A 20,377-nucleotide genomic window follows, 5' to 3' on the forward strand; every position below is an offset into this window, starting at 1 on the left:
TTGTCAGTTATCCGTTAATTGTTATCAGTATTAAGGAGATTTGAACGTTTGTTCAGGTCTCCTTTTTTGTTTTGGAGAAGCCCGAGTTTTTGGGGTAGATACAATAATCGGGTTTGCTTTCCATCAGCCAATACGGCCTGTCTATCCTTTTGATTCCGGGCTTTATCCTATTTTACTTTCTGCGTGAATAATTCTGACTCACCTTTACAGCATCAATCATACAACCATGAAAAAAATTTATTTCCTTCTCGCTATTACACTTCTTGCCTCTACCCTCCTGACGCCCGCAATGGCGCAGTTTCCGATGGGGGGAGCCACCCCGACCAAAGCCCTGCCAGGAACGGCGGGCGACCAAACGCCCAAAGGTAGTTCTAAAATTACGGGTTTTGTGGTGGATTCATCGGTTACCAAAGCCGTTGAGTTTGCCAATATTGCGCTCTACAACAAAGCCACAGGAAAAGCCGTAGATGGTACCGTAGCTGACGAAAAAGGGAAATTTGTTTTGAATAAAATCGTGGAGGGAGAGTATCGTTTGCTCATTTCCTTTCTGGGATTTAAGAACAAAACGATTGAAAACATAATACTAGCCAAAGGTCAAGAATTGGAGCTTGGGGTGATAAAACTTAGCGCTAATGTGCAGACGCTCAGTGAGGTAGTCGTAACTGGGCAGGCCGCTTTGATTGAAGAAAAAGTGGACCGCTTGGTGTACAATGCCGACAAAGACATCTCAGCCAAAGGAGGAGATGCGGCCGACGTGTTGCGTAAGGTGCCTTTACTCACGGTAGATTTGGACGGCAACGTATCGCTGCGGGGGAGTCAAAACATTCGGGTGCTGATCAACAACAAACCCAGTACCATTATTGCTAGCAGTGTTTCCGACGCGTTGAAACAAATTCCCGCCGACCAAATCAAAACCGTGGAAGTGATTACCAGCCCGTCGGCAAAATACGATGCAGAAGGCTCGGCAGGGATTATCAACATCATTACCAAGAAAAACAGTCTTCAGGGAATGAACCTGAACATAGACGGGGGCGTGGGCAACCGAGGCTCTTCGCTGGCCCTCAACGGAAGTTACCGCAAGGGGAAAGCTGGGTTTACGCTCGGTGGGTTTGGCCGTGCCAACTACAACATAATTACCAAAACGAGCTTGGAACAAACGGGTATCGTTAATGGTATCACCACACTGACCCGGCAAACGGGCGATGGCAGCAGCAATATGTTGTTTGGGCAATATAATCTTGGTTTTGACTACGACTTGGCCAAAAACCAAAGCATCACCGCTGGGGTACGTTATGGGGTTCGGAACATGGTAAACCAGCAAGATTTGGTGACAAGATTGTTTACTAATGGCGTGGCGGGATTGGCTTCGAGCCGCAATGTAGATGCTAAAAACCTCTCAGGAACTGTTGATATCAACGTAGATTACCTGCATACTTACAAAAAACCTCAGCAAGAATGGAGCATTTCGACGCTCTATAGCCGCAATGGCCTGACGAATGATTTTGATGCCAATTTATTGAACGGCGAAGGCAGTCTGACGAGTCGTCAACGGAATCTTAACGCAAATGTAAATCAAGAATTTACGTTGCAAACGGATTACCAAACACCGATTAAGAAAAACCAGTTGCTAGAGTTTGGGGCAAAAGGGATTTTTCGGGAAGTGACCAGCGATTACCGCTATTTGTTGGCGGGTCCAACGGGTGAATTTACCAAAGAAATCAATCAACCCTCTGGCGAGCTGATTTATCACCAAAACATAGCGGCGGGCTACACATCTTACACCTACACCACTAAAAAACGCTACACCTTCAAAGGCGGATTGCGCTACGAGCACACATTCATCGACGCCAGCACCCGCGAAGGTGGTCCCATCGGAATCGGTGATTATGGCGTGTTGGTGCCGAGCGTCAACGCTTCCAAAACCATTAAAGGCACGACCTTGAAATTGGGCTACAATCGACGGATTCAGCGCCCAGGATTGCAGCAACTGAACCCTAACTTCAACGCCGCCAACCCCCAAAATATCACAATCGGTAACCCAAGTTTACGGCCTGAATTGACCAATAACTTTGAATTAGGATTGAGCAAAACCATCAAAAAAGTATTTGTGAATGCTACCTTCTTCGGACGTGTGACCAATAACGCCATTTCGCAAGTACGACGCCCTTCCGATACCCTGGCGGGTGCGATTGTGACTACTTTTGAAAACATTGGCCGTCAACACGCTTACGGGACCAACATTTTTGCCAACATCGCCGTTACCTCCAAAATCAACGTGGGGATTTTCTCTAATGTGTTCTACACCACCCTGACTGGACAAGCAATGGGAGAGAACGGGGTCTCAGAAAATCTCACCAACGATGGTTTTAACGTAAGTGGTGGGATGTTTTCGCAGGCGCAATTTAAAAATGGCTGGGGCGCACAGGCATTTGGGTTCTTGCAAGGATCACAGGTGCAGTTGCAGGGAATGCAGGGAGGATTCGGTTTTTATACCGTAGGAATCAAGAAAGAGTTTAAAAACAAAAAAGGCAGTATAGGGTTGGCGGGAGAAAACTTTCTGAGCCGTCGTTTCAACATCCATACCGAACTCAATTCTGCCCAGTTCAATCAGGTAAGTGATGTGTACCTTTACAACCGAGGTGTGCGTATGACATTCACCTACAAAATTGGAAAAATGACCATGGAAGCTCCCAAAAAGAAAGCTCGCTCGGTCAACAATGACGATGTAAAAACTGAAGGAAACGGCCAAGCGGCGCCTGGCGCAGCGCCCGCAGGCGGTGCCTCAAGACCTTAGTAGAGTATCTTTAACCTATTCATAATTAACGCATTATAACTTAAAAATCCTAACAAAATGAAAACAAACAAACTTTTGGTTGCGACCTTGGCCGCCTTCGTTTCAATCAGTTCGTACGCCCAAACGGTGGATGAAATCGTGGATAAACATATTGCAGCAATGGGCGGCGCAGATAAATTAAAAGGGGTAAGTACAATAGTGATTGAGCGCACACTCGCGGTTCAAAACATGGAAATCCCTAACAAAACGACGGTAGTGGTCGGCAAGGCCTTACGTACGGAATCGTCGGTAATGGGTAACTCTATGGTGCAGGTGGTGGAGGGTGCAACGGGTTGGATGATACGCCCAGCCATGATGGGTGGAACGGGCGACCCTGAAGACATGCCTGCTGAAATGGTGAAGCAACAGTCGGGCCAATTAGACCCATTTGGCGAGTTGTATAATTACAAAGAAAAGGGTAGCAAAGTAGAGCTGGTAGGCAAAGAAAAAGTAGAAAAAGACGATGCGTATCACCTCAAAGTTACGACGAAAGACGGTCAGGTGATGGAGCAATACATTGATGCTAATACCTATATGTTGACTAAGCTGAAAACAACGATAAATGGTCAAGATGGCGAAATTATGTTTTCAGATTATAAAGAGGTAGAAGGCATCAAGATGGCCAATACCATGGATATGACCAGTCAAATGGGAGCGTTGACTTTTATCACCAACAAAGTGACGGTCAATGCCAAGGTAGACGAATCTATCTTTAAGAAGCCAACGAAGTAAGAAGTGAAGTGTTGAACAAAAAGCCGCTCCGAAAGGGGCGGCTTTTTGTATTTGCGGGTTATTCAACTAATTATTTTCATGGCTTACTCTCTTATGACTAACCTCGGCGATAGGGACGGTCAAATTTTTGATTGTGTTGGTGGGCCGCTAAACGTTGACGTTGCACGGGTGTCAAAACGGACCAAATTTCGCGTTGTTTTTCGTTTTCCAAACGCTGAATGTCTCGACCGCTGAGACGCCTTCCTTTCAGGATGCGGTCATAATGGTTCTCAATTCTTTTCAACTCATTCTCCTGCTTACGCGTCAGTTTTACGATGTTATCCAATCGGTTGATTTTCAGTTCTTCGTAGGCATTATCAATCCGAGGATTGTCGTATTGTGGCGCCTGGGTAGGACGTTGGTTTGGATATTGGCTGCGTTGGGCATTGACAGTTGCGATGCTCAAAAGAGCGAAAGCGGCGATGGATAAGAGGGTCTTTTTCATGGTTGCTGTTATTTGAATTGTTTGTTTTTTGTTGGTTTACGAAGGTTAGAACGAAATTGAACCCTAACGTTTAACGCATATTTAGTTTAATCTACCAATCGACTCTTCTAGTAGATAGACTCAAAAAATGCACCGATGAGTGGAAATTTATTTTTTCTTCATCATCGCCTCAGATGCCGTATGAGTAATTGATTGATTATTAGTGAGAATCGTTTTATGCCCCTATAAAGCCGCTTTAATGACAACTTTTCCCGTTCTATTTCATTCACTATTGGCTACGCTTAACACAAGACCCATATTTGTACCCATATTTCGCTGTATAGTAGCCGAGTATGTCATTAAAAGTTATTAATACAAACAGTCCGTAACGATGTATTCATGTGTAAGATGCATCAATGATAAATTTCAAATAAATAAACAATAAACCTATTAAAGCCATGAACTATTCATTGCCACATACCATCGATAATTTCCTTGGTGAAAAATTAATTTTCAAGCGTATACTACACGAGTCAGACGGTGATGTCTTGATCGGTGAGAGTTTTGTGCAACCTGGCAGCGGCCCACCCATGCATACTCATTGGCTACAAGATGAAGGTTTTACGGTATTAAAAGGGCGAATTGGGTATCAAGTTGCAGGACAGCCGAAGCAGTACGCAAATGCAGGGGAGTCGGTTGTGTTCAAACGCGGTACCCCTCACTGTTTTTGGAACGACGGCTCGGATATCTTGCACTGTGAAGGGTGGCTAAAGCCTGCCAACACCATTATGTTTTTTCTGAGTAGCATCTTTGCCGCCCAAAAAAAATCGGGCAAAGCCCAACCTGAAGTTTTTGATGCAGCTTATCTCATCACACGTTATGCAAGCGAATATGAGATGAACGAAATACCAGTTTTTGTCAGGAAAGTTATTCTGCCAGTTGTGTATCGAATCGGTAAACTATTTAATAAATACGAACATTTCAAAGATGCTCCCGAACCAGTGAAGTATCCGTAAAACCGTCTAATTGGTTGCTAAATGAGTATCAAAGAAGTAGTTAAGTCGAGAGTTATACCAGTGGTAGGGTAACGCGAAATTCGCGCCCGTCATCCTCAATGATGGGCGCGGGTTGGCCCAACATGCGGTACTTGGTAAGGATGTTACTTAGTCCAACGCCGTTGCTCAACACCCGCGTAGATTTACGCTGTATGTTATTGCTGACCACAAGCCAGTTTGATTCGTCAAGATATAAATTGATGTTTAGCGGCTGTTCGGGCAATATGATGTTGTGCTTAACGGCGTTCTCAATCAGTAGTTGCAGCGTCAAGGGGGGAAGTTGCCGCTCTTCACCGTTGGATAGAATATTTGCTGTTAATATTAGCGAGTCACCGTGGCGAGTTTTGAGCAAGTGATAGTAAGAGTTAAGAAAGTCCAGTTCTGCCGACAGTGGCACCAATGTTGCGTCGTTGCAACGGAGTAGATAGCGATACACCGAACTCAGTTCTTCACTAAATGTTTCGGCTTTCTGCGGATCTTCGCCGATTAGCGCGGTTAGTGAATTAAGGCTGTTGAACAAAAAGTGTGGATTAACTTGCTGGCGCAGCGCATCTAATTCAGTTTGCATCTTTGCCTTTTTGAGGTCCTCGGCATCTGTCAGGGCTAATCGATACAGTTTCAGATAGTAAATGACCTCGTAGACGCCGCCGACAATAAAGGCAAACGAAATGGCCATGGCGATATGGGTCAGATACACGCGGTGAGTTGGGTCTGCAACCAGGCCTGTTGGGTCAATTTGGCTGAGTCCCCAAGTTTCTATAGGCTGTATCAAAGAGGTTAGCAACGCATAACCGATAAACGTAAGTAGAACGCGCCGACCAGTATTATCAATCTGAAAATAGTTGGCTCGTGCTTGGAATACCCACCAACGCAATAACTCCCAACTTAAGCCTGTCGATATCAGCCCCCAACCAAAGGTGAGCCATACCAATGACCAATTAAATCCGTACTCACGTATATAGAAGAATACAAACGGTAAAACAGCCACCGGAACACCGATGATCCGAAACCATTTGTCGTTGGGTTTAGCACGTTGAGAATCGTCGGTAGTTATTGTTTGCACACCAAATTAAAATAGAGAATGTTATGGTAAAAATACAAATTTTGGGATGATTGGCAAAGCTCTAAGGACCTTAAAAACACGAAATCATAAATGGCGCGTGCGTTAGGCAATTTTTGTTAAATCTAAGCTGTCTTTTGTACAAAAAAGAATGTATGCCCATTGGTTCCTTCGGGCACAAAGCGACGGTCAATAATCGTAAACCCAGTTTTAATAAACCAAGATTGATACTTGGCCGCATCCGCTTGACTCCAGTACATAAGCGTACCAGATTCAATCCAGTTCGCTTCTGTGCCTGTCCACTCATCAGCCCCTACAACACACAGAAAATAGCCATTGGGCTTAAGCCATTGATAGATAGCGTTAATTAACGTAACTTGCTCAACTAAAGGAACATGAATAAGCGAATACAGCGCAATAATCCCTTCAAACGAAGAGGAAGGTAAGCTCAGTGTGGACATATCGGCAGCCTCAAAGTGAGCACTGGGAACATTGATGCGGGCCAGTTCGATTTGTACGGGAGAAATGTCTATTCCCAAGTACTCAAAATCTTGGCTTAGAAAACGAGCCGTCGGAATCCCGTCGGCACAACCCAATTCAAGAACGTTGGCTTTCGACGGTAAACGTTGGGTTAATTCGGTTAGCCAATCAATATACCGCTCTGGATTTGTATTTTCATAGTGTGCGCGGTAGCGACTGCCTAATCGGTCATAGCCTTGTTGTACAATGTGTTTAGGATTTTCCATGACATGATACGTTTGTGAATTTCCTTATACCAATTTTATCGGCAAGCGTTGCTTCTTCTCTTTTCCCTGGGCTCCGTTTTTCTTTTCCCAAACTTTACTCCGTTTTTAAACTTTTCACGGGATTCATTAACGCGGCTTTGATGGCTTGAAAACTAACTGTTAACAACGTGATGGCTAACGCACCTGCGCCCGAAACTATAAAGACCCACCAACTTATGTCGGTGTGGTATTCATATTTTTGAACCCAATTATCCATGAAATAATAAGCGATTGGAGAAGAAATCAAGCAGGAAATAATGACCAAGAGTACAAAGTCTTTGGAAAGTAATCCCCACAAATTGGTCACTGATGCGCCCAATACTTTGCGGACGCCGATCTCTTTGGTGCGCTGTTCGGCTACAAAAGAGGCCAATCCAAATAGTCCAAGACACGAAATGAAGATGGCGAGCATGGCAAAGAAGGTAGCCAATTTGCCGATGCGCTCTTCATCGCTGAATTTCTTAGCATATTCTTCATCTGCAAATTTGTATTCAAACGGAGCCGAAGGGTTGTGTTTTTTGAAAACGGTTTCGAGTTTAGCCAACGCCTCTCGGGAACTGATGGCGGGATTGATTTTGATATTAATCACGCCGACGTCATTGTAATCCAATACAAAGGAAGTGCGGAAAACAGGGCTATACGGCGACTGCATCACTAAATCTTTCACTACGCCGATGACTTGAAAAGATTTTTCGTTGATCTTTACGATTTCTCCGATAGGCTTTTTGAGACCCATAAATTTGACGGCCGTTTCGTTCAAAATAATTCCCGAAGAATCCGTTGCGAATTCTCTCGAAAAATCGCGGCCTTCTTTAAACTCCCAGCCGATGGTTTTCCCGAAGTCATGTGTGACCGATACGGCTGCAAAATTTCCTTGAATGGAAGGGTCTTTGCCGCGCCAATCGTAACCGTTGTTGATTGCCCAAATGGAAGTGATGGGACTGGACGACTCAGACATTTCAGTGACGGCACCTGTTTTCAACAGATCATTTCGGAGTACATCGTAGTGGCCCGTCAAGTCAGGTGTATTGATCGGCACCGTTAATAATCCGTCACGGCTATAGCCGATAGGCCGGCTTTTGGCATATTGGATTTGACGGAAAACAACGATGGTGCCGATGATTAAAGTAACAGAAACCGTAAACTGCACAACGACCAGTACTTTGCGAGGCACCGCCGCAAAACGTCCTGCCCGAAAAGTGCCTTTCAGCACTTTAATGGGTTGAAACGAAGATAGATACAAAGCAGGATAACTACCCGCGATTAAGCCGGTTAATAGGGTGAACCCAATTCCCAAAAGCCAAAACAGCGGATTAGACCACAAAATGAACATTTTTTTGTCGGCAACTTCATTGAACGCGGGTAAAATAAGCTGTACTAGTAGCAAAGACAACAAAAAAGCAACGATAACCACGAGCAATGATTCGCTAAAAAATTGGTTGATCAACTGTCCCCGTACCGAGCCGACCGCTTTACGAATGCCCACCTCTTTGGCGCGTTTTTCGCTGCGGGCTGTGCTCAAATTCATAAAATTGATGCAGGCCAACAATAGTACAAAGGCACCGATAATGCCAAACAACCATACAAATTCGATGCGTCCGCCAGTATTTATTCCGTTTTTAAACGCTGAATACAAATGCCATTTCGACATTGGATGCAGGAAAACGACTGGTTTGAACGCTTTTTCTTCAGGACGAATTTTGTTAAATTTAACATTTTTGATTTTTGCTGAAACCTGAACCAGGTCGGATTGACTGGCCAATTGGGCGTAGGTTTGGGTAAAATTACTTCGCCACGGATTGGTATTTTCTCTGATCCACGGATTGTTGTCGAGGTATAAGTCCCAAGGCAAAATGAATGACAAGTCCTTAAAATCGGAATTGTAAGGCAAATCTTGATACACACCCGTCACTTTTACGTTCAGTTTGTTATCTACTTTCATGATCTTACCAACGGGATCAGTCTCGCCGAAATACGCTTTGGCTGTCGATTCCGAAAGCAAAACGGAATTCATCTCTTTCAGGCCCGACCGCGTTCCTTTGAGCATTTTCAGGCTTAGCATTTCGGTAATGGCCGGTTCAAAGTAGTTGCCAGTTTTGGTCAGTTTTTTCTCCTCAAAAGTCAGCAGGTGCTCACCCGTCCACGACGACATAACGATGTATTTGAAATCACTGCCGTATTGAGCGCGTATTTCATCGCCCATCAAGTACGGATTCGCAGTTTGGGTATTGATCTCACCATCAAACGTTTGGTGTTGCATGACTTGGGCGATGCGTTCGTAATTTTGGAAAGATTTGTTGTACGACAATTCATCGTAAATCCATAAACCAATCAGCATGGCTACGGCCATGCCGGTTGCCAAACCGAAAATGTTGATGAATGAGTAACCTTTGTGTTTTAGCAGGTTACGAAGAGCGATTTTGAAATAGTTTCGGAGCATGGTTGGGCTGTATAAATAGGTTTTAGGGTATTTACTTGGTTTACGTTTAATGTATCTTGGTTTGATAAATCCCAGCACTTCCCACCAATAAAACCATTTGGCGCGATGCTCTCCGATGCGTTTGACTTGGTATTCAAACTCTTCGTGCAAGTCTCCCTGAATGTATTCCAATAAATGAGGTGCGCAGAACCATTCAAGAAGACGGTCAGCTAAGAGCGGCGGTTTGCTTTGGGTTGGCATGATACAATTATGTTGGCAAGGGGGCGGACGCAAGGCCCGCCCCTACAATTTATTCGGTTTTTAAACTCTTCACAGGATTCATCAAAGCAGTTTTGATCGCTTGGAAACTTACCGTCAACAAAGAAATTCCAATGGCCAAAATGCCCGCCACGGCAAAAATCCACCATTCGATACCAATGCGGTACTCAAAATCCTGTAACCAATGATTCAGGCCGTAGTGGGCCAAAGGAAACGCAATGCCGTTGGCGATTAACACCAATTTGATGAAATCTTTCGATAACAAACCAGTGATGTTGGTAATGGAAGCGCCCATTACTTTTCGAATACCAATTTCTTTGATGCGTTGCTCAGCAGTGAAAGTAGCCAAACCAAACAAACCCAAGCAGGCAATCAAAATCGCAAGAATAGAAAAGCTTAGAAGCAGTTTTCCAGTGCGTTGCTCAATGGCATATTGGCGTCCCAAATCTTCATTGACAAACCCGTAACTGAACGGCTGATTAGGCTCAAATTTTTTATAGATTCGAGCAATGTCTGCCAATGCGCGTTGTGTTTGGTCGGGACGTGTTTTGACCAACAGATTGAAATAACTTTCTTTAGGGCGAAAACGGACAATGAACGGCTCAATTTTAACATTCATCGGACGGAAATGAAAGTCGCGTAAAACACCTACAATTTCTCCGTCCAAGCCCCAAAAATTTACTTTTTTTCCAAGTGCTTTTTGAGGTGTCCAACCCATGCGTTTGGCAGCGGTTTCGTTGATGAGATAGGTGCCGAACTTGTTACTTGTGTCGCTTGCTATGGCGGTAGAGAAGTTACGCCCAGCGGCCAGCGCCATGCCGGTTGTTTTTAAGAAATCGGCGTCAACGTTCATTTGAGTGATCAAAAATTCATCTTTGGGCGTCTTTCCGGCCCATTCGATATACGAAGTATTTTGCATGTTGACCAATGTACTTGTAGTAGCCGAAACCGATGCAATACTGCTCTGCTTTGTCAGTAACACTTTCAGCGTCATGGCTTTTTGGCGGACATCGCCTTTTAGACGAACATAGAGTAACTGTTCTTTATCAAAACCTAATTTTTTGTTTTGCATGAATTGCAATTGCTGGTATAATCCCACCGTGCCGATGATCAAAACGATCGACATCACAAACTGGGTCACGACCAATGTTTTCCGAAAACCCGCACCTGATTTTTTATCAAAAATACCTTTCAACACGCTGACGGGACGGAAAGAGGAAAGGTAAAAAGCGGGATATAATCCGGTCAAAAAGCTGATAAAGAGTAACACACCGACCATAGAAACCCAAAAAAGCGGCTGTTGGAAAGGCACGGCCATTACTTTACCAGACAATTCGTTGAAAAAAGGCATCAATGAATGAAGCAATACCAATCCAACGCCCATTGCCAAGCTGGTCATTAACAACGACTCGCCCCAAAACTGGGCAATGAGGCTGGAGCGTAAAGCGCCCACGCTTTTGCGGACGCCTACTTCGCGGGCTCGTTGGGTAGCTCGTGCAGTGGATAAATTGATAAAATTAAAGAGCGCAATGAGCAACACAATCAACCCGACGATCACGAAAATACGAACGTAGCGGATGTTGCCGTGTTTGCCCCAATCGGTGCCGAAATCGAAGTCAGAATAAAGGTGAATATCACGCAAGGGCTGTAGTAAAAGCGGCGTTTCGTTGCCTTTATCATATTTTTTTAGCTGTCCTGCCAGTTTCTGACTGAAAACGGATGCGTCGGCATCGGGTCTGATTTTGAGGTAGGTATGATAATTATTGCTGCTCCAAGTGTAACTCCATTTATCATTCAATTCAAAGTATTTTAAGGGCAATAATACATCAAATTGAATGTGAGAACGCGCTGGCGAATTTTCAACAATGCCCGACAACCGAAGCGGGCGCTCTTGATTATAGTGGATGGTTTTTCCTAAAACGGATTGCGCTCGCCAATCTTTGCCAAAAAAATGCTCAGCAACGGCTTCACTGATTACGATTTCGTCGGGCGATGATAAAACTGTTTGCGGATTCCCTTTCAAGAGTTTGAACCCAAAAAACGATAAAAAAGAAGGATCTACCACGCGCATGGCTTCGGGTTCCACCGCCGTTTGTTGGTATTGAAGCAGTCCCGACCAAGCCCCGACGCGGACCGTCTCGGTAATTTCGGGAAAATCATTTTTAAGTGCGGGAGCCAATGGGCCGGGTGTTACGGCAACGTCATAAAGTCCGGTGGCCTGTTTTTGCCTTTCCGTCAGTCGATACGTCTGTTCAAATTGCGGCACGGCGCGGTCGTATTGGTATTCGTCCCATACGTATAGTCCAATGGCCAGACAGCAGACCAGCCCAAAGGCCAATCCGGAGATATTGATGAGTGAAAACGTACGGTTTTTAAGGAGATTTCGAACCGCAATTTTGAAATAGTTTTGTAACATATCGGGGCTGTATGAATAGGTTGTTGGATATTTTTGAGGGAGGCGTTTGAGGTAGCGCGGTTTGATAAATCCCAGCACTTCCCGCCAATAAAACCACTGCGCACCTCGTAGGCCGATGCGTTTGACTTGGAAAGCAAACTCTTCGTGGAGGTCGCCTTGAATGTCTTCCAACAAATGGGGAGCGCAAAACCATTTGAGTAGCTTATCGGCTAAGATGGGCGGTTGGGTTTTCATGCGTCAAGGTTAGTTTAAACCGATAATTTCAATGGATTCGTCAGTCGGCTCCAAAAACTGACCCGCACTTCCTGAATTTCCTGCAACGTGCGGTGGCCATAGGCCGTGACTGAAAACAGGCGTTTGCGACGGCCGCCGCGCTCGTTGGTAGGTTCGCCCATTTCCGATCGAACCATTCCTTTTTCTTCCAGACGTTGCAAGGCCGAATGCACCTGATTCAGACGCACACTGCGGCCCGTCTGTTCAATGATTTCGTGCATCAGTGCTACGCCATAGGCTTGGCCATCCAGCACAGCAACGGTCAGTAAAATGATTTCTTCAAATTCTCCCAGATACGTCCGTTTCATTGGTTTGCATTATTTCTATTTTTGCTGAGCAAATAGTTTGCCATTGAAAAATATTGTTGTTAAATAATTGATTATTATGGTTTTATAAAAATAGAACGATTGTATTGATTGTCCATAATCGGACAACTTTGTACGCTTTAGGACAGCAGGAGCAGTAGAAATCTTCTTGCGTCCATCGCGATTCTATAGCGTCTATTGTGGTTAAAGACATTTTCCAAAGGGTAAAGCGGGGTAAAGCCTTCCTTTTGTCGAAAACAAATCATGGATTCTATGAAACAAATCACACAATACCTCCTATGCGGATTGTTGCTTTCACTGGGGGCTTTATCTGTACAGGCTCAAAAAACTCCCGAAGACAAGGCTGGTTGGAAACTAGGCTCTCAAGCCTATTCGTTTCGGTTGTTTACGTTTGCCGACGCCATCCGCAAAATTGACAGCTGCGGTCTGAAATACGTAGAAGCTTTCCCCGGCCAAACCATCGGCGGCGGGCTACAAGGGAAAATGGATTTCAGCATGGACGCCGCTACGCGTACGGCGGTGAAAAAGATGGTCAAAGAGAAAGGCTTGACGATTGTGGCGTATGGTGTGGTCAACCCCAAAACCGATGCTGAATGGGCTACTTTGTTTGAGTTTGCTAAAGACATGGGCGTCTTGAACATCAACACCGAGCCTTCGCCAGCACAAATGCCGTTGGTACGAAAATTGGCCGATCAATATAAGATTAATGTGGCCTTGCACAACCACCCCAAGCCATCACGTTATTGGCATCCTGATACCGTCTTGGCGGCGATTGGCGGCAGCAAATACGTTGGCTCTTGCTCCGACATCGGCCACTGGGTGCGCTCAGGTCTTGACCCTGTGGAGTGTCTTAAAAAACTGAACGGACATGTATTGGGAATGCACTTTAAAGACGTGAAAAAAGACACGCCCGAAGGCCGCTACCACGACGTAGTTTGGGGCACGGGCGACTGCAAAGTAGAGGCCGTGATTGCCGAAATGAAACGCCAAAACTTCAAAGGTCCCATCTCGGTAGAATATGAATATCACTGGGAAAACAACGGCCCCGAAATCGCCGAAAGTGTGAAGAATTTCCGCGCAATCTATAGCCGAACGAAATAAAATCCGTAGGGGCAGGCCTTGCGTCTGCCCCTGTTCTTGGTCTGCCCTTTTTATCATGTAGTTACTTGCTTCTGCCGAGAGATATTTTCAGTCCGTGTCATTTGTTTTTTTTGAGTTTTATTGGACAGAAAAGTGTCTCAGTGTTCAGATAATCAATATTTTACGGGTTGTAACGTTTCCGAATACTAAGTTTACGAAGTCGTGTGATTTTTATTGATGGGTTTATATTAAATTTGATAAAAACTCATTTCTCACTATGAAAAAAATCGCAGCTGTATGGTTGGTGAGCATGGTATATGCCTCCACTTTTGCGCAGGGTGTTTTTCCTGATCGAGTGACGATACCCAAAATGAGCACTGTTACTAAAAATGCTTTATCCAACAAAACGGAAGGCATGATGGTGTATGATTCGGACTTGAAGCAATTCAGCTATTGGACGGGCCAACTTTGGGCTAACTTTGGTAGTACCGCCGCTTCGGGAACGGGCTGGCAATTGATAGGAAATGATTTAAGTACCACCAATGCTGGTAACGTAGGCGTGGGCATTTCAGTACCTACACGCGGCAAATTTGAGGTGTTTGGCGCATTGGGTAATGGCCCTACGTCGGCCGTATTTGGCTCCGATGGTACAGGAGTTTCATTGCAACGTAATTGGCCTACGATTGGCTTCAATCAATACCGTGATGGCAGCAATGTACAACGACGTATTGGAGAAGGCTATGCCGCTACGCAGTTTTTTGACCCTAACACGGGAGCGATGTTTATCAACACATTCGGCACTGGGGTGGCTAACTCCACATCCTCTTTCAGTGTGCCTACGGGTATTTTTACATTACTTAGCAATGGCAATATCGGCGTGAGGAATGGGGGCAGTTCAAACACTGGTATGTGGATATCGCGCGGGGCTGCCAACACAAATGGCTCATTGGTTGTCACGGGTAGTACTCACAATTCACATTTCCATTACGATATAGGCGAAGAAACCTACATACGAGCCGGCAAAAACAACGGGCGGGTGGTGCTGAATGATATTCCTGGGGGCAATGTGGTTATGGGGAATGGAAACGGAAAACTCGGGATAAACTCTGGTGATCCCCAATATACGCTTGAAGTAAGGCAGGCTGCTAATAATACAGGGATAGTGCTTATTAATGGTACGAATTTTAACAATTGGGAGCTGAGGTCAGAGGTGTATAGTACAGATAACGGAACAGACTGCCTGATGGCGTTTTACAATCGTTCAACCAAAGGTTGGATGCGGCCTACCGACGGTGGGTGGTCGGAGAATAGTGACCGCCGATTGAAAAAAAATATTCAAAATTTGGAGAGTGTGTTGGGTCAGATCATGCGACTTCGGCCCGCTCGGTATCAAATGATAAACAATAACCCAAATTCAACGGAATCCATTGGGTTTATTGCCCAAGAATTAAAAGAGGTCTTCCCCGAAATGGTAGAAGTAATAACAGTACCGATAAAAAATGAGGGTGCGGGCGAAATTGCTGACCTGCACGGGGTAGATTATTCTCACTTGTCGGTCGTAGCCATCAAGGCCATTCAGGAACAACAGGGGCTTATTGAAAAACTCCAAAAACAAAATGAAGAATTGATACAATCGTATGCACAATTGATGAAAGATGTAGAGATTCTAAAAAAGAAGTAATAAAAGAAGCCAACAGAAGAGAAAATCATACTGAAAATGGGCAAAAGGAAATAAATCAGCTATTCCCTTTTGCCCATTACTTTTATTCCACCTTCAAACTCTTCACGGGATTCATCAGCGCGGCTTTAATGCTTTGAAAACTCACCGTCAGGAGGGTGATTAGGATAGACATGCTGCCTGCCAACCCAATCATCCACCACTTAATCTGAATATGATACGCAAAATCTTGCAACCATTGATTCATGGCATACCAAGCCAAGGGCGACGCAATGACAATGGCAAGGGTTACCAATTTGAGAAAATCCTTGGCAAGTAGTGAAATAATGCCCGCCACAGAAGCACCAAGTACTTTACGAATACCGATTTCTTTAGTACGTTGTGTTGTGGTAAACAGTACCACTCCGTACAGACCAAGGCAGCTAATTAAAATGGCGATGCCTGCAAAAACAACGGACACCTGAAAAACCAACGTTTCGGTTTGGTAGAAATTGGCCAATTGCTCGTCTAAATATTCGTAGGTAAATACCTCATTAGGATAGCGCTTTTGCCAAGATTGTTCAATAAATAGTAGTGTTTTTTCGGGATTGTTGCCCGAAATCTTAACTCCTATTTTTTTGTATCTTTCCGTTTGAGTGGAAATAAAACAGGGTTGAATCGGTTCGTGCAGCGAGCGCAGATGGAAATCTTTGACTACGCCCACGATGGGCAAAGCCACGGGCGACAGATAGGTTTCCATTTTACGGCCCAAAATCTGTTGCGGGTCCTGAATGTTGAGTTTTTTGAGCAAAGCTTCATTGACCAAATATTCCCGGATAGTGTCGGATGGCGTAATGTTTCGTCCCGTAACCAAGTGTAAACCATAGGTTTCCAAATACTCCGAATCGGCTAGGCGTTCCCGAATCGGAAACGCCTCCCAAGTGGTTTTGCTCCCGAATTTGAACGAGCCACCGTTCATGACTGTCGCTGCTGGTGGGCGGTAGGAGGCACTCACTGATTTTATGGAAGGTAATTGGCGTAAGTCATTCCGAAACGCCTCAAAAGCTGTTTTTGAGGCGTCAGGTAAATTGATAACTAAGACATTGTCTTTTTTGAAACCCAATTCTGATTCGTGTAAATAACGGACTTGACGGGTGACGACCAAAGTGGCTACTAAAAGCGCCTGACAAATAATAAATTGAAAGACAATCAGCAGTTTTCGCAAGGATAAATTCGTCTTCGATTGAATCAATCTTCCTTTCAGCGCAGCCCACGGACTAAAGCCTGACAAAACAAAAGAAGGGTAACCGCCAGCCAATACCGTAACAATCGCCACCAGCAAAAGCAAAAATCCGATGGCTTGGGGAGTAAGTTGAAACATCGGGCCTTTGGGCAACCATTGATTGAATATCGGAATAAAAATAAAGGTAAGAATCACCGCAAATATGGCCGATGCCAGTACGATAAGGGCTGTTTCCAGCAAAAAATGAAGCATAACCTGACGCTTGGAACTGCCGAGCGCCTTACGAATTCCGATTTCTTTGCCTCGGCTGAGCGCCTGGGCCGTGGCCAGATTGATAAAGTTGATACATGCAATCAGAATCAAAAACAGACCAATCGCGCCCAATGACCAAAGTAACGAAGGCCTGACAGCTGGGCTTCCTCCGAGGCGTTGTACGTCAAAATGAACATCGGCCAGTGGTTGTACATGAAATTGAAAAACGGAGGCATTTTCGCCAAAATGCTTTTTGGACAGGGCTGGCAGAGAGGCTTCCAACTCAGCGGCAGAAAGTGGATTTTTGAGGGTAAGATAAATTCGGTCTGTCGAATTTAATGACCACCAATCATTGACGTCAAAATCAGGAATAAGACGTGGTAAAGTAGCGATGGAAATGAACAGTTGAATGTCGGTGTTGGTTGTTTTGGGCGGGTCAGCCAAAACGCCAGTTATTTTGGCTTCTGCTAAATTATTTAAGTTGATTGTCCGACCCATTGGGTCCAAATTGCCGAAATATTTTTTTGCCAACGATTCGGTAATTACCACTGTGTTGGGTTCGCGGAGGGCTGTTTTTGGTTTGCCCTGGAGCCATTGATAATCCAGAATATCAAACAATTCACCTTCGACGAGGGCAGTGGTATTGAGTTCCAAAAAGCGTTTTGGGGTCGATTGGTTGGGGAGGGGCACGCTGACCGTCAGCTCACGGTTCATTTTTAGGTAGGCAGCCTGCTCTATTTGCGAATAGTCGGTTCGAAAGGCCTTAGCCATTGGCAACGGTGCTTCTGGGTAGTATTCTACCGAACCATCTTCCAGATGCAGGTCGGTGACGATTCGGTAGATACGGTCAAATTTTCGATGGTGTCGGTCAGTAATCAAATGGTGACTTATAAACAAAAAAATAAGTAAACCACTTGCCATACCGACCGACAGGCCAATGATGTTCAACGTTGTATATGCCCGCTTGGCGCGGAGATTTCGCAGGGCGATTTTGAGGTAGTTTCTGAGCATTGTTGTAAGCTGTAACGAATTGTCGTTACAAGGTACAGAAGAATGAAAAGAGCGTACCGTTAAAAAATGTTAAGATGCTTGAGCCCCTAATCAGTCTTCAATGATTTGACTGGATTCATCAAAGCCGCTTTGATGGCTTGGTAACTGACGGTCATCAAAGCGATAATGATAGAGCTTAAGCCTGCGGCGGCAAATATCCACCAGGACATTTCGGTGCGGTAATCGTAATGCTGCAACCAATTATTCAGGAAATAATAGGCAATGGGAGCGGCAATAAAACAGGAAATCAAGACCAACAGCACAAAATCTTTGGAGAGCATTTGCCAAAGGCCGGCGATGGTGGCTCCCAATACTTTACGAATACCGATTTCTTTGGTGCGCTGTTCGGCTACAAAGGAAGCCAACCCAAACAGGCCTAAACACGAAATAAAAATGGCTAGAATGGCAAAGAAGGCCGCCAATTTTCCGATACGCTCTTCATCGCTGAATTTACGTCCGTAGACCTCGTCTACAAATTGGTACTCAAATGGGGCATTCGGATTGTATTTTTTGAAAACGCCGGCCACTTTGTCAAGGGCTTCACTTGTACCCAATTGTGGAGTAAGTTTAAGATTAATGACGTTGACTGAGCCGTAGTTGATGGTAAAAAAGGATGGGCTTACTGGCTCAAAAGGGGATTGACGAATCATGTTTTTAACCACGCCGATTACCTTATAGACTTTGTTATTCTGCACCATTTCGCCGATGGGGTTTTTGAAGCCCATGAGTTGTAAGGCGGCTTCGTTGATAATCATCGCGGATGAATCCGTGGAGAAATCTTTGGAAAAATCGCGCCCCTGAATCACTTGCCAGCCTACCGTTTTGCCATAATCATGGGTTATTCGGTTGGAATTGAGCAAAGGCTGAGAATCAGGAGACTTGCCTTTCCAGGAAACATTAGTCGTTCCTCCGTATTGACTTGTGATTGACCCTTCTGACTCAGAGAATCCCGCTACTGCACCTGTATTGAGCAAATCATTGCGCATGGCTTCATAATGACCGTGGAGTTCGGGGGTATTCATGTTGATTTCAATCAATCGGCTTTGCTCGTAGCCCGCAGGGCGATTTTTGGCGTGTTGGATTTGGCGAAAAACGGTAATAATGCCAATCATTAAGGTGATGGAAACCGTAAATTGGAAAACTACCAACGCCTTTCGGGGAACAGAAGCAAAGCGAGATACTTTAAAAGTGCCCTTTAACACTTTAATGGGTTGAAAAGAAGATAAATAGAGGGCTGGATAGCTGCCAGCAATCAAGCCAGTGAGTATACTGAAACCGAGCCCAAAGAGCCAAAATAAGGGGTTTGACCACAGAATAGCCACCCTTTTATCGGCGATTTCATTGAAAAGCGGAAGGGCAAGTTGGGTAAAAATCAAAGCTACAACAAAAGCAATGAGGGTAATGACCAACGATTCGCTCAAAAATTGGAACACCAACTGCCCGCGAACCGAACCCACCGCTTTGCGAATTCCGACTTCTTTGGCGCGTTTTTCGGAGCGGGCAGTACTCAGATTCATAAAATTGATACAGGCCAGCAGCAACACAAACACCCCGATAATACCGAAAAGCCAAACAAAGTAAACGATTCCACCGGCGTTTTTGCCATCTTTAAAATCGGTGTACAAATGCCATTGGTTCATCGGATGCAGAAAAAAAGCTGGTTTGTATTTGGGCGGGTTTGCTCTTTTCATCCGTATGTCTTTGATTTTGGTAGAGGCGGATTCCACACTGGGGCCTTCTTTCAATTGAACAAATAGTTGAAAAGAGTTTTCATCCCACTGATCTGATGCTTTTTTTGCGTAATTATCATTGGCAACAAACAACTCCCACGGGGCCAGAAAAAGTACTTCCCGGAAGGCACTGTTATAGGGCATGTCTTCATAGATGCCCGTTACTTTTACGTCAGTTTTATTCCCCATTCTAATGATTTTATTCAAGGGGTTTTCGGAACCAAAAAAGGCTTTGGCCAACGACTCTGAAAGCAAAATAGAGTGAATGTCGTTCAATCCGTCACGGCTGCCAGCGAGCATTTTAAATGACATTATATCAATAAAATCTGGCTGTACGTAATTGCCGCTTTTGGTCAATTTCTTATCGCCCGCCGCCAGAATCACGTCGCGGGTATACGTTGAAACGCTGGTAGCCTGAAAATCAGGGTAATGTGCGCGAAGCTCTTCCGCCATCGGAATAGGCACGGAATTGTAGGAGGAAATGGTGCCGTCAAAATTCACAAATTGCCATACCTGAGCAATGCGGTCATAGTTTTTGTGACTTTTATTGAACGACAGTTCATCCCAAACCCACAAGCCAATGAGCATTGCCACGGCCATGCCAGTAGCTAAACCGAAAATGTTGATAAAGGAGTAGCCTTTGTGTTTCAGCAGGTTACGAAAAGCGATTTTAAAATAGTTGCGTATCATGGTCGGGCTGTATAAAGAGGTTGTTGGAAATTTA

At 44.8% G+C, this 20,377-nt stretch carries 13 protein-coding genes; 5 read left to right on the plus strand and 8 right to left on the minus strand.

Annotation, left to right across the window (positions count from 1 at the left end; all coding sequences use genetic code 11):
• Window positions 1–226: 226 nt before the first annotated feature.
• Both DR864_RS18690 and DR864_RS18695 read left to right on the plus strand, forming a co-directional pair.
• Entirely contained in the window at window positions 227–2,794 is a 2,568-nt protein-coding gene (locus DR864_RS18690; protein WP_114068387.1) for a TonB-dependent receptor, read from the plus strand.
• Between the two features lie 57 nt (window positions 2,795–2,851).
• On the plus strand, window positions 2,852–3,565 hold the full coding sequence (locus tag DR864_RS18695; RefSeq protein WP_114068388.1) for a LolA-like protein: 714 nt from the start codon (window positions 2,852–2,854) through the stop codon (window positions 3,563–3,565).
• Between the two features lie 97 nt (window positions 3,566–3,662).
• On the opposite strand, the gene DR864_RS18700 is transcribed toward DR864_RS18695, so the two are convergent.
• Window positions 3,663–4,049, minus strand: a complete 387-nt coding sequence (locus tag DR864_RS18700; protein ID WP_114068389.1) for a hypothetical protein — start codon at window positions 4,047–4,049, stop codon at window positions 3,663–3,665.
• A gap of 437 nt (window positions 4,050–4,486) precedes the next feature.
• On the opposite strand from DR864_RS18700, the gene DR864_RS18705 reads away from it, so the two are divergent.
• Window positions 4,487–5,044 carry a cupin domain-containing protein gene (locus tag DR864_RS18705; RefSeq protein ID WP_114068390.1) on the plus strand — a complete coding sequence of 186 codons (558 nt, stop codon included), beginning with the start codon at window positions 4,487–4,489 and terminating at the stop codon, window positions 5,042–5,044.
• Window positions 5,045–5,096: 52 nt separating this feature from the next.
• Here DR864_RS18705 and DR864_RS30225 read toward each other — a convergent pair whose 3' ends face one another.
• The 5 genes from DR864_RS30225 to DR864_RS18730 all read right to left on the minus strand — a co-directional run bounded on the left by DR864_RS30225 (window position 5,097) and on the right by DR864_RS18730 (window position 12,623).
• Window positions 5,097–6,146, minus strand: coding sequence for a sensor histidine kinase (locus DR864_RS30225; RefSeq protein WP_229599415.1), 1,050 nt, complete (start codon window positions 6,144–6,146; stop codon window positions 5,097–5,099).
• 122 nt (window positions 6,147–6,268) lie between these two features.
• A complete protein-coding gene (locus tag DR864_RS18715) occupies window positions 6,269–6,889 on the minus strand; it encodes a class I SAM-dependent methyltransferase (protein ID WP_114068391.1) in 621 nt (206 codons plus the stop codon).
• A gap of 94 nt (window positions 6,890–6,983) precedes the next feature.
• Entirely contained in the window at window positions 6,984–9,608 is a 2,625-nt protein-coding gene (locus DR864_RS18720; RefSeq protein WP_114068392.1) for an ABC transporter permease, read from the minus strand.
• A 49-nt stretch (window positions 9,609–9,657) separates the two neighbouring features.
• Entirely contained in the window at window positions 9,658–12,276 is a 2,619-nt protein-coding gene (locus tag DR864_RS18725) for an ABC transporter permease (protein WP_114068393.1), read from the minus strand.
• Window positions 12,277–12,290: 14 nt separating this feature from the next.
• Window positions 12,291–12,623 carry a PadR family transcriptional regulator gene (locus tag DR864_RS18730; protein ID WP_114068394.1) on the minus strand — a complete coding sequence of 111 codons (333 nt, stop codon included), beginning with the start codon at window positions 12,621–12,623 and terminating at the stop codon, window positions 12,291–12,293.
• Window positions 12,624–12,893: 270 nt separating this feature from the next.
• Here DR864_RS18730 and DR864_RS18735 point away from each other — a divergent pair, with 270 nt between their 5' ends.
• Window positions 12,894–13,742 carry a sugar phosphate isomerase/epimerase family protein gene (locus DR864_RS18735; RefSeq protein ID WP_114068395.1) on the plus strand — a complete coding sequence of 283 codons (849 nt, stop codon included), beginning with the start codon at window positions 12,894–12,896 and terminating at the stop codon, window positions 13,740–13,742.
• Window positions 13,743–13,998: 256 nt separating this feature from the next.
• Window positions 13,999–15,402, plus strand: coding sequence for a tail fiber domain-containing protein (locus tag DR864_RS18740; RefSeq protein ID WP_114068396.1), 1,404 nt, complete (start codon window positions 13,999–14,001; stop codon window positions 15,400–15,402).
• A gap of 82 nt (window positions 15,403–15,484) precedes the next feature.
• Here DR864_RS18740 and DR864_RS18745 read toward each other — a convergent pair whose 3' ends face one another.
• Together DR864_RS18745 and DR864_RS18750 are read right to left on the minus strand one after the other, a co-directional pair.
• Window positions 15,485–17,884: an ABC transporter permease gene (locus DR864_RS18745; RefSeq protein ID WP_114068397.1), complete on the minus strand. Its 2,400-nt coding sequence runs from the start codon at window positions 17,882–17,884 to the stop codon at window positions 15,485–15,487.
• A gap of 86 nt (window positions 17,885–17,970) precedes the next feature.
• Entirely contained in the window at window positions 17,971–20,343 is a 2,373-nt protein-coding gene (locus DR864_RS18750) for an ABC transporter permease (protein ID WP_114068398.1), read from the minus strand.
• Between the last annotated feature and the right edge of the window lie 34 nt (window positions 20,344–20,377).

Source organism: Runella rosea (assembly GCF_003325355.1).
Lineage (GTDB): Bacteria > Bacteroidota > Bacteroidia > Cytophagales > Spirosomataceae > Runella > Runella rosea.